Origin of the sequence: Porphyromonas asaccharolytica DSM 20707 (assembly GCF_000212375.1) — a bacterium.
GTDB lineage: Bacteria > Bacteroidota > Bacteroidia > Bacteroidales > Porphyromonadaceae > Porphyromonas > Porphyromonas asaccharolytica.
Genome location: NC_015501.1, coordinates 1,602,873 through 1,617,041, shown reverse-complemented (window position 1 = coordinate 1,617,041; position 14,169 = coordinate 1,602,873). Strand labels below are relative to the sequence as shown.

Sequence of the window (14,169 nt, the reverse complement as noted above, 5' to 3'; positions counted from 1 at the left end):
TTTACCTAACACACCCTATCGTTATCGTCCTACTATGAGTCAGTACAACTATAAGTCCAAAGTCCTTATCTCCGCAGCTCTGCTCTTTATCATCTTTGGCGGGATTATCTACTTCGTACAGCGGGCCTCCGAAAAGGAGATCAAGACCAAAGCGCTCGTGTCATACCTTGAGCAGACCGCTGACTGTGTCGATAGTTACATTGCAGACTACGAAGCGAACCCGCAGGTGCCAGGGCGTGACTCGCTCTCAGCCTTTAGCAACTGGCCAGATCAGGACGATCTAAGACGCTTCCTATCCTACCTCCCGCACAATCTACGCTTTACGATCATCAACCTAAAGGGCGACGTCTACTTTGACAACGTCACCCAGGGGCCAATCCCTGAGAACCACCTCTCACGCGTAGAGCTACAACAAGCTAATTTCAATGGCACTGGCACCTCCAAGCGGTATAGCGAGACGCTCAAAGAAGACTTCTACTACTTTGCCAAGCAGTACCAAGATCAGGGCTACTACATACGTGTAGCCATACCCTATCATATAGACTATGTCAACTACTTTCGCTCCAATCACTTCTTCCTCCTCCTCATCGTCGGTATCTTCAGTCTAGCACTGCTGGCGGTCGTCTTCTTTACCGACCAATTCTCTCGCTCCGTGCGTAAGCTTCACGACTTTGTAGCGAAGGCACAAGCTGGTGAGGAGTACGAGTCCGTCACTTTTCCTAAGAGTGAGATCGGGGAGCTAGGAGAGCAGCTCAAGAAGATCTTTAAGATGCTCGAAGAGAGCAGAAGTCGCTATGAGATCGAGCGCGAGAAGCTCATACAGCACTTCGCCAGCTCCGACGCCGGCATATCTTTCTTTAGTGAGGAGAGCAAGTTTATCTATGCCAATAGCCACTTCATACAGAATCTCAACACCCTCGTCGACACCCCCACCTTTATCATCGATGAGCGCATCCTCGACTACCCAGAGCTTCATCAGGTCAAGACTCTTCTAGCCGACCAAGAGGCTCACCCAGGTGCCGCTCCGCGCTCCACACGATACATCATCGACAAGGATGGGGCGCATATAGAGGTGCGCGCACAGCTCTTCCCCGACAATAGCTTTGAGATCGTCCTGACCAATGTAACTAAGAAGGAAAACGATCGTCGCCTCAAGCACGACATGACCAATAGCATAGCCCACGAGCTACGCACGCCGGTCACTTGCGCCCGTGGTTACCTCGAGACAATACTCAACCAGCCACTTCCTGAGGAGAAGCAGCGCTACTTCATCGAGCGCACTTACAATCAGATGATACGTCTCTCACAGCTTATCAGCGACGTCTCTATGATCACCAAGCTGGAGGAGGCGAGCGACCTCTACGCCTTGCAGGAGCTCACCCCGTACAGTGTCGTCGAAGAGGTCAAAGCAGCCCTAGAGATCAAGCTTCAAAAGGAGCAGATGACCATCTGCAATCGAATTCCTGAGCAAACCACCGTACAGGCCAACCACTCGCTACTCTATGCTGTCTTTGCCAATCTGACGGAGAATAGCATTCGCTACGCTGGCGCTGGCAGTACCATAGAGATCGAGCAGACGATGGAGGACGAGCGATACTACTACTTCACCTTTGCCGACAACGGCCCTGGCATCCCCGAGAGCGAGAGCCTGGCTAAGATCTTCGACCGCTTCTACCGCATCGATGAGGGACGCAGTCGTGAGATGGGCGGATCGGGACTGGGACTCTCTATAGTACGAAATGCTATACGCTTCCACGGCGGTGAGATCTCCGCAAAGAACAGACCCACGGGAGGTCTCGAGTTCTTCTTCTCGCTAGCCAAGAGCGTACCCGACAAGGCAACCCGAGAGGGCTAACACTTCTTTCCGACATAAGTCATAAAAGGCATCCCCAGAGAGCTCAATCGCTGAAGAGAAGCGGTTGAGCTTTCTATTTTTGCTATCCCAGCCCCCTTTTGAGCAAACGAGCCCTATAGGGGCATTTCACCATCCAATTTCACCTTTACGCCTGGGCTATGCCCTTTTTCGCTAACTTTGCTGACGTATGAACGGAGATCCATTTGATATACGCGAGGAGCGTACGCCCCCGCAGAGTTTGTCTGACCTACAGCAGGAGGAGCAGTTGCGCCCCTCCTACTTCGATAGTTTCCGAGGTCAGGGGCATGTCGTGGACAATCTGAAGGTCTTCGTCGAGGCGGCTCGTCGCCGTGACGAAGCACTCGACCACGTCCTCCTGTACGGTCCTCCCGGACTAGGCAAGACGACCCTCTCGCACATCATCTCGCATGAGCTAGGGGTCGGTATGAAGATTACTTCGGGTCCTGTGCTGGAGAAAGCGGGAGACTTAGCGGGACTGCTCACTTCTCTGGAGCCTCGTGACGTGCTTTTCATCGATGAGATCCATCGCCTGAGCCATACTGTAGAGGAGTACCTCTACTCGGCTATGGAGGACTTTCGGATCGATCTCATGATCGACAAAGGGCCAGGGGCGCGTTCCATACAGATAGACCTCAACCCCTTTACACTGGTAGGGGCGACCACGCGCAGCGGTCTGCTGACGGCTCCGCTACGAGACCGCTTTGGCATCAACCTACATCTAGAGTACTACGATGTGGATACGCTTACGGACATCGTGCTACGCTCGGCTCGCATCCTAGAGGTGCCGTGCGAGGAGGAGGCTGCTCGGGGCATTGCGCTGCGTAGTCGTGGCACGCCTCGTATCGCTAACGCGCTCCTGAAGCGTGTGCGAGACTTTGCACAGGTCAAGGGTAACGGTGTCATCGATAGCGACATTACGACGGTGGCGCTCGAAGCGCTGCACATAGATAAGCATGGGTTAGATCATACGGATCACAAGCTGCTGAAGACCATCATCGATAAGTTTGACGGAGGGCCTGTCGGACTGACCACCATAGCCACGGCAATGGGTGAAGACCCAGGCACGATCGAGGAGGTCTATGAGCCGTTTCTCATTCAGGAGGGCTTCATACAGCGGACCCGTACGGGACGGCAGGCGACACGCTTGGCGTATGCTCACTTGGGACGTACCTATCGGCAGGAGTTGCCCCCAGAGGTATCCCTTTTTGACTAAATAAAAGCCGTTTTCCTGCGCCATGTCCTCACTAGAGATGCAAGCTTCAGACCTAGTAGCCAAGCGGTACACGCTAACCGAGCTACTGGGTTCGTTGCAGCGCTGCATTGACCACTATTACAATCGGCTCTATTACGTAACGGGTGAGGTGAGTGGCTACCGTGGACGTAGCCAACGGGGGCATTGCTACTTTAACTTGATAGATAAAGCATCAGACCCGCTACATCCTGAGTTGGGTGGAGGAGAGCTATCGGCGCAGATCTCAGCTGTGATCTGGGCCAGTCGCTACAATCAGATCGCTCAGCACTTTCAGCAGGTGACGGGTCAGCCGCTCACGGACGGGATCAAGATATTGGCGCTCGTGGAGCTCAAGTATGACCCACGCTACGGGCTACAACTAGACATACAGGATATTGATCCAAGCTACACACTGGGTGAGGTGGCACGACAAAGACGTGAGACGCTCCAGCTCTTAGAGCGTATGGGGCTGATGGAGCGTAACAAGCAGTACCCGATGCCGAGACCTTTGCGACGCATCGCCATCATCTCCTCGCCAACGGCTGCCGGCTACCAAGACTTCACGAGACATCTGGAGGAGAGTGCGGTGGCTCCTTTTATAGAGAAGGCTCTCTTTCGGGCGACGATGCAGGGCAAGAGTGCTCCGCAGTCCATCGTCGCAGCACTCGAAAGGGTGCGTCAGCACGAGACGCTCTTTGACCTTGTAGTCATCATACGAGGTGGGGGTGCCACGGCTGATTTGGGTACCTTCGATGACTTTGCCGTAGCTCGTGCCGTGGCGGAGTTTTCGCTCCCTGTGTGGAGTGGTATCGGTCACGATCGGGACGAGAGCGTCGTGGACTTAGTTTCGCACAGAGCCTTCAAGACCCCTACGGCAGTGGCTACCGCTGTGATCGATGCTTGGTGTGCAGAGTACACGCTCCTCGAGGAGGCACATCAGCGACTGGAGCGCGCTTGGCAGGAGGCTAGACAGACGGCGCAAACGGGGCTAGAGCGCTTGGCTCAATTGCTCAGGCAGACAACGCTAGAGCAGCTACATCGTGAGGAGCGCCAGATGCTCTTGCTACGTGAACAGCTCTCCGTCTCTCCTCATACGCTACTGCGCGATCAGCACGCACTGCTGGAGTCGCAACGGGAGCGCCTAGCAGGTGCTGCTCGCTACTTGCCTATGCGCTATCAGCTTCAGTGGGATACGCTCTTAACCCAGTTTAGGCATCGCTATGCGAGTTACCTCACGGCTCAGCTCAACCAGTGGCAAGCTAGGCAGCAGAGCCTGCAGGAGCAGCGCAAGATTACGACCACGCAGCGCACGCAGATAGAGCATCTGGCGCAGATCATCCGAGCGATGGACCCGCAGACGATCCTGCAGCGTGGCTACGCTATCGTGCACCATAAGGGCGAGCTAGTCAAAAGCCCATCGCAGCTCCGTGAGGGCGATGACATAGAGCTACGCCTAGCTAAGGGTACGCTCTCGGCTACGCTGAGCCAATTGAAAGAACCATAAAAAAGCAATCCATATCATGAGAAAGACCTTTAACCATGCACTTTACAGTGCGCTGCTTCTACTCCTCGTGGGGAGCCTGTCGTCTTGCCGTGTCAAGCAGCAGGCGCAGCCGAGTGGCGTGTCAACGCTTGCTGTCGTAGGGCTCAATGACATCCACGCCAACATCGACCAGTTGCCCCGCATCGCCTTTATGGTCGATAGTATGCGGGCGATCTATCCCAATCTGCTCCTACTGGCTGCGGGTGACCTACAGACGGGCAACCCAATCAACGACAACTTCCAGCCAAAGGGGCTACCGATCATCGAACTGATGAATGAGATGCGCTTTGACGCTTCGGCTCTGGGCAATCATGAGTTTGACTTGGGGCAGCACGGGTTGGGTGACATTTCGCATCGGGCTAAGTTCCCTTTCCTTTCGGCCAATGTCTTCCCCTCGCCCTCCTATGGTATTGCGCTGAAACCCTACAAGATCTTCACGATGCCTGACGGCACGAGGGTCTCTGTCGTGGGGCTGCTTCAATTGGGCGAGCTAGGCATTCCCGATTCGCACCCGAAAAATGTACGGGGCGTAGCTTTCACCCAACCACTCGAAGAGGTTAAGAACTACCGCTATCTAGCGGGCTGCTCGGATCTGCAGATAGCTCTTACGCACATTGGCGTGCAGAAGGATACGCTACTGGCGCAGGTGGCTCCTTACCTAGATCTCATCGTGGGGGGACACTCGCACACGCTCATTGATCACCCGAACAACCTGCACGCTGCGGTACCCATCGTGCAGTCTGGCTACAAGGCACACTACATCTCCCTCGCACTGATACAACATAGAGGTGGGCAGGTGCTCTCACACCAAGAGATGCTTCTCCCCGCAGATCCGCACGCTGGTGGGGTCAATGAGAAAATGCAGCGCATGGTAGAAGGCTACAATGCTAATCCGCTTTTTGCCGAAGTGGTGACGACCAATCCAAAACCTATCCAAGACAAATACACGCTGGGGGCTATCTTTGCCGATGCGCAGCGCTGGTATAGTCATGCGGACTTTGCGATGCAAAACCCTGGAGGCGTACGCATTGGTGAATTGCCCCAAGGCAATATCACGCTCAAGGATATCCTGCGTCTAGACCCCTTTGGTAATGAACTGACCGTGCTCACGATGACGGGTCGACAGCTTAAGGAGTTTTTCGTCCATGCCTGGACAACTGACAATAATACGCCAGCTCATACATCGGGGCTACGTGTGGACTATCTGCTTGATGACACAGGCGTGCTGCTGGATTGCACTGTCTATCCCGCTGGTAGCGATCAGCCAGTTGATCCTGACAAGCTCTACACGCTAGCTACTAGCTCTTATGTGCAGGCAGCCTACACCTACCATACTTCGGCTCCTGACAAGAACCAAGGCATCACGACTGCCGAGGTGATCGTCCAGTACCTTAAGTCACTTCCCGAGATGCCCCAGGTGGACTACAAGAGTCGCTACAACATCAGAGTGGCTCGCTAAGGCAACACGCATCATTGCTCTCACGCCACTACTGGCAAAACAAGAGGAGACTCAACCGCTTCGAGCTGCGTTTGAGTCTCCTTTTTCTAAATCTCGTTCCAAGTAGACGAACGTATAAGCCCTACTTTGGCAAGTCAAGCAGAGGCTGTCCGACGGCTTGGCGTAGCGTATTAACCAGTAGGGCTAAGTCCACACCGCCCATCTGAGCTGCGAGCTTGAGCGGAGTACGAGGTGCCACACTCTTGCGCAGTATCGGATTGGTCAGATTTCTATACCGATCCGAGAGCGATACAAGCGTATCGATGAGCTCTGGGTAGCGGTCCAGCATCGTCCCCACTTTGGTTTCAGGGGTGATGAGTAGAGGTGTCGTATCAGTCATAATTCAGAAGAGTCCTAGAGCCTTCCAGTTGCCGTAGCTCAGTAATATCCTGAGAGCACTCGACGACCCCTAGATAGTTACCCTCGGGATCACGCACAGCCGTGTACTCTATATAGATAAATCGCCCACGGAAGTTGCCAATCCAAAATTTAGCACAATTCTGGCGACCACTCTTGAAGTCCGCAAGGATAGTCTCTACGACATGGACACTTTCGGGCGGATGACACATACGCACATCTCTACCGATGATGGATCTATTGCGTACGAAGACTCGCTTGGGGCTGTGAGAGTAGAAGCGCACCTTATCGTCTTTGTCCACAAAGGTGATGTCTATCGGGAGGTGGATGAGTAGAGCCTCTAGCTCCGCTACGCTAAAGGCTCCAGTGGACAGCCGTATAGCATCATGACTCTCGTACTGAAAGTGCAGGTCGTCCGCCTCCACGTCTGCTTGCCATACAGTCTGTGGGTCATATAGGCAGTATCCAAACTCTGGGGTCTCCTGATAGATGTGATACCACTCAGCCTCCGACAGTAGGTCCAGTGTCATTGGGAAGAGGATCATCTCCTCTTTGGTGATCATACTGTCCAGCATCTCCACTGCGGGGTCAAAGGTCTCCACGATGTGAGCTCTCAGAGATGCCATATCTGAAGTCTCCCCAGAGAGTACTGCTATGGCACTCTTGAGTAGCTTCCTAATCTCATCGTGCTTGCCCCACATGACTACAGGAGGTCCAGTCACTCCATGTTGCTCTAAGTATGGGAAGAGGAGGTACTCTTTGCGCAGATAGTGCTTGTCTACATCCATCAGTCGGTTGAAGATAGATCTCAGACTTAGCAAGAGTTCCGAGAGAGGACGCTCGCAGTGCTGCTCTTTGACCTCCTTTGCCAAAGCATAGTACTCGGCGACTACTTCTCCTAGAGCTACATTCTCTGCTCTAAAGGTGTCTATGGGATGCCCCGCAGGCACCTCTTTAGCCCCACTCACATCAATAGCTCCATCTAGGATCTCCGAGTGGTGATCGCAAAAGAGCTGTATCTCATCTGTCGATAGTAGTCCATGAGCTATTAGCTCCTCCTCCACGGCAACGACCTCTTGGTAGGGAATAGCGTGGAGGAGTGTGGAGAGTTGCCGCTTTAGAGTTTCGGGTTGTTCTCCTTGATGTAAGCGCAGGAGTATCTCCTTGAGCATCGCCTTGCGCTCATCAGGTGTGTTATGTAAGAATTCGCTCATACTTCACAGGTTGTTTAAAGTGAATTTATATCAGCCTAATCAAGACTGGCTGGTCACCCCCTTAGGGCTAACCAGTCGCCAGCAAATGTACACATTTTGGTCAGATTATAAGACATACTATCCCGTAGCGTAGATTCAATCAGCAACGCCGTATTATGATGACTTATTCGTACATTTGCCTTTGACCACGAATGAATGAATTCACCTTAAAGGCGACAATACATAATGAATGAATTGAGATACAAGCGAATCTATCAAACTCCAGTTGAAGCAGATGGTTTTCGTGTTCTTGTGGACAAACTATGGCCACGAGGAATGAAAAAGGAAAATGCTGAAATTGATTTATGGGCTAAGGAGATTGCACCATCAGATGGACTTCGAAGATGGTTTTCCCATACTCCTGAAAGATATGATGAGTTTAAACAGAGATACAGACAGGAATTGTCCGAGAACTCAGCATCACAGGAGTTTAAAGATTTGTGTGCGCAGAAGTTGCAAGATCATAATGTGACCCTGCTGTATGGCGCAAAAAACGAGAAATACAATCATGCTGTTGTCTTGAAAGAATGGTTGGCAGAACAGATGCCTCAGTAAGCAACAGTTGATGTGTTTGAGACTGGAGACATAGATGGGGAAAACAAATGTGTAATCAGTGATCATAATGACTGTGTAAGAGGTGCTGTCAAAATGTAGCTTCTCCCTCAGCACCTCAAAATAGGAATTAGCCGTTGTAATCAGGGCTGACGCATTATAATTAGGAGCTACACATTAGCGACAAGTGAGAAATAGATGAGGTCATTAGAATGTAATGTGTCAGCCCATGGATTCTCGCGATCCTCACCTCTTGTGGCTTTACATATATTTACGAAGGAACTCGTCCGATTCCCTCCTTTCTCGAATATCCACGTGGAAAATCTCAAATCTCCACGTGGATATTTTTTATTTTCCACGTGGGCGTGATTCACTTCCTCCGAAGTTTCATTTGATTCCTCCGAAGAGTTTTTTCTTCCCCACGTGGGAAATAAAAATCCTCCACGTGGATATTTCGAAATCTCCACGTGGAAATCAGTTTTCCCCAACATAGCTCCGTATCGATATGTAGTTGGTTATAAATTATTGTAACGAGCCAGCGCCTAATTTGCCCAGTCAGGGCTAACGCATCATAATCGTTCTTTCAGAAGCTACACATTAGCGACAAGCGAGAAATAAGGCGATAGATGAACTCACTGTATATAATGCGTCAGCCCTGCCGTTGTAATGCGTCACCCTGGCTATGTCCTCTTACTTTCGTATATTTGCCAGCGCAAATTAGATATTTTCTAACCCATAAATAACTATCACGATGAGCAACAAGTACTACGGGAACTTGATCCCCAATACATTCTTCACGACAAAAGGTAGCGGTGAGTCCGACCTTGAGAAGCATGCAGGCTCCTACCACATGGCACTCTACGATGCTGGTATCGCCGACTATAATATAATGGTCTACTCCTCCGTCCTCCCAGCTACGGCTCGACTCGTATCTCCCGATGAGGTAGATATGCCTCCCTTTGGCTCAGAGCTCAAGACGATTATGTCTGTCTCGCACGGTATACAAGATGAGTTCGTCAGCGCTGGTGTCGTCTACGCCTGGATGTACAAGGATGAAAACTTCGACGAGAAGGCTGGTGGACTCGTCTGCGAGGTGAGCGGTCGCTACCGTATCGAGGAGCTAGAGTCTCGTCTGATACGTGTCATCAACGATCTGCACCAGAACACTTACAGTCAGTACTACCTTGGTGAGCTCAACTTCATCACGGAGGGTATCACGGTAACTAAGCGCTACGGTACGGCACTGGCAGGGCTTTGCTTCGTGGACTTCGTACTTCCTGAGTCTCCTATGAAGGATGAAGATTAATCAAAACAATATAGAGAATTAGTAGCTTATGAAACTAGGTATTTGCTCTGACCACGCTGGCTATCAACTCAAAGAGCAGGTCAAGGAGTGGCTCGCCGCTATGCAGATCGAGTGTGTCGACTATGGCACTCATTCGGAAGAGCGTTGTGACTATCCAGACTATGCGCACCAGCTAGCCTTTGCGGTACAGATGGGGACGGTAGATCGTGGTATCGCTATCTGTGGCACGGGCAATGGCATGGCTATGACGCTCAATAAGTACAACGTCATCCGTGCTGGGCTCGCTTGGAGCGAGGATATTGCTAAGCTAATCCGGGCGCACAATGACGCTAATGTGCTGGTCATGCCGGCACGCTTCATAGAGACTGCAGAGGCTGAGCGCTGTCTGCATGCGTTCCTCGACACGCCCTTCGAGGGCGGTCGTCACAAGGAGCGTATCGACAAGATAGCACTACCCAGTTGCTAGCTACTGCTGACGCTGAGCTATGGAGGCTCTAGAGATCTTTTTTCTATCTATAGCGATAGGACTGATCGTGCATCTGCTCGTTCGATGGTCTGAGCGACAGAAGTCTCGTGGCACCGACGATGCTTCACAGCAAAGCTCGCAGACGACTGGGAAGTCAGCTCTAGGCTCTGCCCTTGGTGAGGTGGAGCGTGAACTGAAAGAGTCACTCTCTGGCGAGTCGGCTACGAGTCGCTGTGCTGATGATGCGACCGCTTGTGCCAGTTGTACGGACTCTTGCTCCGAAGCTGAGAGAGCGATAAGACGCGCCCCCCGAATCGTCTACTACGATGATGAGGAGCTCGACGTCCTGGCGCACCGTCCTATAGAGAGCTACACCGATGCGGAGCTAGCGATGCTCCGCGAGGTGGCCGAGACGCTCCTCGAGACCGACTATGAGGGGTGGCTCAAGAGTCTCTCGATGCGTGGCATCTTGCTCCCGCCTGAGATCTTGCAGTTGGTCACGCCGTAGGCGCACAGTACAATATATACGAGGTCTGGTACGTTTGTGAGAGTAAAGGTTGTAGCATAGATACGCTCCCTAAGGATTAGAACTTAATTGTAAGCGTGGCAGACAGAGACACATCTTATCGTGGTAAGCTACCACTGCGCTCTAAGCGATGTCTAGGCGTAGTGGTAGCTTTGCTGTGCGTCTTGGGCAGTGCCGTGGGCTGTAGCACCAAGCGCAATGATAGTGCTTCACGCTTTTACCACAATCTGACCACACGCTATAACGTCTATCACAATGGTCAGCTCGCCTTTAACGAGGGGTACAAATCTCTCTACCAAGACCTATCGGAGAGCTACACCGAGCTGCTGGTGCCCGATCCTATCACACGCACAGCTGGGCCGGAGTCATCGGAGGAGACAGCCGTGGGCGGTTCGCTAGGCAAAGCGATCGAAAAGGGGCAGAAGGCAATCCGTGAGCACTCAATACGTACGAAGCCAAAGGTATCGCGAGAAGACCTCCTGCGCAATCCTAAGAAGAAGGCTTTCTACAACAAGATGGAGTACAACCCCTTCCTGCACAATGCCTGGATGATGGTAGGTGAGGCTCAGTTTTACGGTGGGCACTTTATGGAGGCTCTGGCGACCTTCTCCTATATGACGAGGCTTTACAGCACGGAGGATAAGGTGCGGGACGAAGCGCGCATTTGGCAGGCTCGCTGTTACCTTGCCTTGGGCTGGGTAGGCGAAGCAGACGAGATCCTGAACAACCTACCCGAAGAGGGCATCTACAAGAGTCGCAGTAAGATCTATCCACTAGCGGAGACAGAGCTAGCGCTCAAGCAGGGCGACACGCTCTCAGCCATCTCTTACCTGCAGCAGACGATCGATCGCAAGCCTATCAAGGCTCAGCGAGCCAGGCTCTACTACCTCTTAGGGCAGCTCTACAGCAATGAAGGTCGGTGGAGCGACGCCTCTCAAGCTTTCGGGCGTGTGATACGTCTGGCGCCACCTTATCCGCTGGAGTTTGCCGCCACGATGCGCCGCCTAGAGATCGAGGCGCAGGGTAATCCGCAGCGAGTCATACAGCGTCTAGAGCGTTTGGCACATAAGGACAAGAACAAAGAGCTCGTCGACCAGATATACCTCACGCAGGGACGCCTTTACTTGGCGATCCCTGATACGACACATGCCGTCACCGCCTTTACACATGGGGTGGAGCAGAGCACGCAGCGCAGCTTCGACTATATGCTTTGTCAGCTTCATCTAGGCGACATTTACCTAGCGCAAAACAACTACCTCAAAGCACAAGAAGCCTATGCAGGTGCAGCAAGTGTTATTGAGAAAAGCCATCCACGCTACGAGGCTGTGACCAAGCTATCGGCCGATCTAGACCAGCTAGTCTCCTTTGCGCAGCAGGTCTACGAGCAGGACAGCCTGCGGCGCATTGCGGCGCTCCCAGAGACGGAGCGGTTGGCCTATGCGGACAGTCTCATCACCGCTTACAAGAAGGCGCAAGAAGAGGCTCGTAAGCAGGAGCTACTCGCTGAGCAGCAGGGTCAAAACGAAGCGCTCAACCAGCAGGCCGACATCAATATGCCTGGCGGTGGTCGCCCTGGCGGTGTCGGCACACCTCCCTCGATGTCGGGTGGTGGCAATGGCAAGAGTTACTTCTACAATCCTACGCTGGTAGCTCAGGGTAAGGATCTATTCGAGCGCAAGTGGGGCAAGCGTCCACTAGCGGACGACTGGCGGAGACGTAATAAGCAGATCTCCTTTGATGCGAGCGACCCCACGGCTCAGATGGGTGAGACTGGCGAAGAGCCCACAGACTCGTTGTCTTCTGTGGCATCCGCTACGGACAGTCTCTCCTCTGCCACCGATAGCCTGTCTGCAGACCAAGATCCCCTCCAGAGGGAGTATTACCTCTCCAAGCTTCCCACCACGCCTGAGCAGATTGCCGCTTCGGATGAGATTATCCAGACGGCGCTGGTCGGTATGGGCAAAGCGTTTAACGAGCAGATGGAGCGCTTCGAAGAGGCGGTCAAGAGCTACGAAGATCTCCTCAGACGCTATCCCGAGTACGCTGACAGAGCCTCCATATACTACACGCTCTACATGCTCTATCAGCGACTAGAGCGGGCAGACCGGGCTGAGCCGTGGCGACGCAAGTTGCTCGCCGAGCTACCCGAAGACCCACTTGCCGTCACACTACAAGATCCTAACTACATAGCCAAGCTACGCGCCAACATCGGGGCTGACGAGCGACTCTATGACCAAGCCTTCAATGCTTACTTAGCAGGCAGGTCACGAGAGGTGCAGCGGCTATATCGTGAGACGGCTGAGTCCTATCCGCTCTCAGAGACCTTGCCGCAGTTTGCCTTTGTCAATGCGCTCAGCTATGTCTTGCAGGGTGACGAAGCCGCCTTTAGAAAGGGGCTGGAGTCGCTCACCGCATCTTATCCTAAAGAGGAGGTAGCTGTCCTCGCTCAGGAGATGCTCCAGCGTCTATTGCGTGGAGCGCACATCGCTCAGGGTGGCTACCAAGGTATCGCTTGGGATCTGCGCCTTGCATCGCAGGATAGCGTCGCAGGAACATTGGCGGAGCAACCTTTTGCTATCGGAAAGCGTAGCGACAAGTACCAAGCGCTGCTCATCGTGCCACAACGAGGTGACGCTTTGGAGCGCTCTCTGCGCTTCGCCGTCGAGAGCTTCAACTACGCTCAGTTCACCGATTACATCTTGCCCGTAGCTTTTGCACCCTCGGAGCATGAGACCCTCGTGACCATCAGCGACCTACCCTCGGCCACTGTCGCATGGCAGTACGTGACTCGGGCTTATAGTCCTGAGGGCTATCTCTCCGCTTTGGATAGTTCGGCGTTGCTGCTCGTTATGACCGACGACAACTACCATCAGGTCGCTACGGGCGCCAAGAGCATCGGCGACTATATGACCTTTGTAGCTGATAGCTTGGTCGAGCTTTACCCCGCAGCGCACTATCTCGTAGATCGCTGGCTCCTCCTCACAGGCTTGCAAGAAGAGAAGACGGTGAAGAGCGATACGGTCGCTACGCCCGTCATGCCAGCCGTCGATAAGCCGATCACCTTCGAGATAGATCGCTCGCGGATCGCTCTGCCTGCGGTGGAGCTGCAGCTTGACAGCTTACTGCAAAAGCCTGAAGATACGATGCCTGTACAGGATCAACGCACCACGATCCAAAAGGCACGACAAGTGACTCCCGAGGACCTGAAGCAGATGGAGCGCGAGCGCAAAGCGCAAGAGCGTCAAGCGAAGCGCGATCGTGAGGAGCAACTCAAAGAGCGTCAGCGCCAGCGCGATGCGGAGCTCAAGGCTCGCCGTGAAGAGCAGCGCCGCCAGGAGCAACTGCGTCAGGAGCAGATCAAGCGTGTGGAGGCAGAGCGTCGTGCTCAGGAAAAAGCACGCAAGGAGCAGCTGCGACAACAGGAAAAAGAGCGTCAGAAGCGTCTCAAGGCACTCGAGGAGGAGCGTCGTCGTAAGCTCAAAGAGCGAGAGGCGCAGCAGAAAGAGCAGCAGAAGCAGCGCCGCTAACCGCCCCTGATGTGCCACTCCACTAAGGTTACAG

The 14,169-nt window shown here is 53.2% G+C and carries 11 protein-coding genes; 9 read left to right on the top strand and 2 right to left on the bottom strand.

Annotated elements, in window-relative coordinates; translation table 11 throughout:
- Window positions 1-34: 34 nt before the first annotated feature.
- From phoR to PORAS_RS06250, 4 genes are all read left to right on the top strand, one after another.
- Window positions 35-1,855, top strand: coding sequence for a sensor histidine kinase (gene phoR, locus PORAS_RS06265; RefSeq protein WP_013760607.1), 1,821 nt, complete (start codon window positions 35-37; stop codon window positions 1,853-1,855).
- Window positions 1,856-2,042: 187 nt separating this feature from the next.
- Complete coding sequence (ruvB, locus tag PORAS_RS06260; protein ID WP_004331566.1) at window positions 2,043-3,089, top strand: Holliday junction branch migration DNA helicase RuvB; 1,047 nt, start codon at window positions 2,043-2,045, stop codon at window positions 3,087-3,089.
- 22 nt (window positions 3,090-3,111) lie between these two features.
- Window positions 3,112-4,611, top strand: a complete 1,500-nt coding sequence (gene xseA / locus PORAS_RS06255; RefSeq protein WP_013760606.1) for an exodeoxyribonuclease VII large subunit — start codon at window positions 3,112-3,114, stop codon at window positions 4,609-4,611.
- A 16-nt stretch (window positions 4,612-4,627) separates the two neighbouring features.
- Complete coding sequence (locus PORAS_RS06250; protein WP_013760605.1) at window positions 4,628-6,109, top strand: bifunctional metallophosphatase/5'-nucleotidase; 1,482 nt, start codon at window positions 4,628-4,630, stop codon at window positions 6,107-6,109.
- Between the two features lie 121 nt (window positions 6,110-6,230).
- On the opposite strand, the gene PORAS_RS06245 is transcribed toward PORAS_RS06250, so the two are convergent.
- Both PORAS_RS06245 and PORAS_RS06240 read right to left on the bottom strand, forming a co-directional pair.
- Window positions 6,231-6,488 carry a DUF1858 domain-containing protein gene (locus PORAS_RS06245; protein ID WP_013760604.1) on the bottom strand — a complete coding sequence of 86 codons (258 nt, stop codon included), beginning with the start codon at window positions 6,486-6,488 and terminating at the stop codon, window positions 6,231-6,233.
- Window positions 6,481-7,719, bottom strand: coding sequence for a DUF438 domain-containing protein (locus PORAS_RS06240; RefSeq protein ID WP_013760603.1), 1,239 nt, complete (start codon window positions 7,717-7,719; stop codon window positions 6,481-6,483). Before PORAS_RS06240 ends, PORAS_RS06245 begins: the two co-directional genes overlap by 8 nt.
- A gap of 225 nt (window positions 7,720-7,944) precedes the next feature.
- Between PORAS_RS06240 and PORAS_RS06235 the strand changes: the two genes are divergently transcribed.
- The 5 genes from PORAS_RS06235 (at window position 7,945) to porW (ending at window position 14,135) form a co-directional block, all read left to right on the top strand.
- Complete coding sequence (locus PORAS_RS06235) at window positions 7,945-8,313, top strand: DUF488 domain-containing protein (RefSeq protein WP_013760602.1); 369 nt, start codon at window positions 7,945-7,947, stop codon at window positions 8,311-8,313.
- 748 nt (window positions 8,314-9,061) lie between these two features.
- Window positions 9,062-9,616, top strand: coding sequence for a pyruvoyl-dependent arginine decarboxylase (locus tag PORAS_RS06225; protein ID WP_004331580.1), 555 nt, complete (start codon window positions 9,062-9,064; stop codon window positions 9,614-9,616).
- 28 nt (window positions 9,617-9,644) lie between these two features.
- Window positions 9,645-10,082 (top strand): ribose 5-phosphate isomerase B, encoded by a 438-nt coding sequence (gene rpiB / locus PORAS_RS06220; protein WP_004331585.1) that lies wholly within the window; start codon window positions 9,645-9,647, stop codon window positions 10,080-10,082.
- A gap of 19 nt (window positions 10,083-10,101) precedes the next feature.
- Complete coding sequence (locus tag PORAS_RS06215; protein WP_013760600.1) at window positions 10,102-10,590, top strand: hypothetical protein; 489 nt, start codon at window positions 10,102-10,104, stop codon at window positions 10,588-10,590.
- Between the two features lie 95 nt (window positions 10,591-10,685).
- On the top strand, window positions 10,686-14,135 hold the full coding sequence (gene porW / locus PORAS_RS06210) for a type IX secretion system periplasmic lipoprotein PorW/SprE (RefSeq protein WP_013760599.1): 3,450 nt from the start codon (window positions 10,686-10,688) through the stop codon (window positions 14,133-14,135).
- Window positions 14,136-14,169: the final 34 nt, after the last annotated feature.

Bases quoted from the DNA above. Each gene is read 5' to 3' on its own strand.
- phoR (WP_013760607.1), top strand. From the start codon at position 35: ATGAGTCAGTACAACTATAAGTCCAAAGTCCTTATCTCCGCAGCTCTG.
- ruvB (WP_004331566.1), top strand. From the start codon at position 2,043: ATGAACGGAGATCCATTTGATATACGCGAGGAGCGTACGCCCCCGCAG.
- xseA (WP_013760606.1), top strand. From the start codon at position 3,112: ATGTCCTCACTAGAGATGCAAGCTTCAGACCTAGTAGCCAAGCGGTAC.
- PORAS_RS06250 (WP_013760605.1), top strand. From the start codon at position 4,628: ATGAGAAAGACCTTTAACCATGCACTTTACAGTGCGCTGCTTCTACTC.
- PORAS_RS06245 (WP_013760604.1), bottom strand. From the start codon at position 6,488: ATGACTGATACGACACCTCTACTCATCACCCCTGAAACCAAAGTGGGG.
- PORAS_RS06240 (WP_013760603.1), bottom strand. From the start codon at position 7,719: ATGAGCGAATTCTTACATAACACACCTGATGAGCGCAAGGCGATGCTC.
- PORAS_RS06235 (WP_013760602.1), top strand. From the start codon at position 7,945: ATGAATGAATTGAGATACAAGCGAATCTATCAAACTCCAGTTGAAGCA.
- PORAS_RS06225 (WP_004331580.1), top strand. From the start codon at position 9,062: ATGAGCAACAAGTACTACGGGAACTTGATCCCCAATACATTCTTCACG.
- rpiB (WP_004331585.1), top strand. From the start codon at position 9,645: ATGAAACTAGGTATTTGCTCTGACCACGCTGGCTATCAACTCAAAGAG.
- PORAS_RS06215 (WP_013760600.1), top strand. From the start codon at position 10,102: ATGGAGGCTCTAGAGATCTTTTTTCTATCTATAGCGATAGGACTGATC.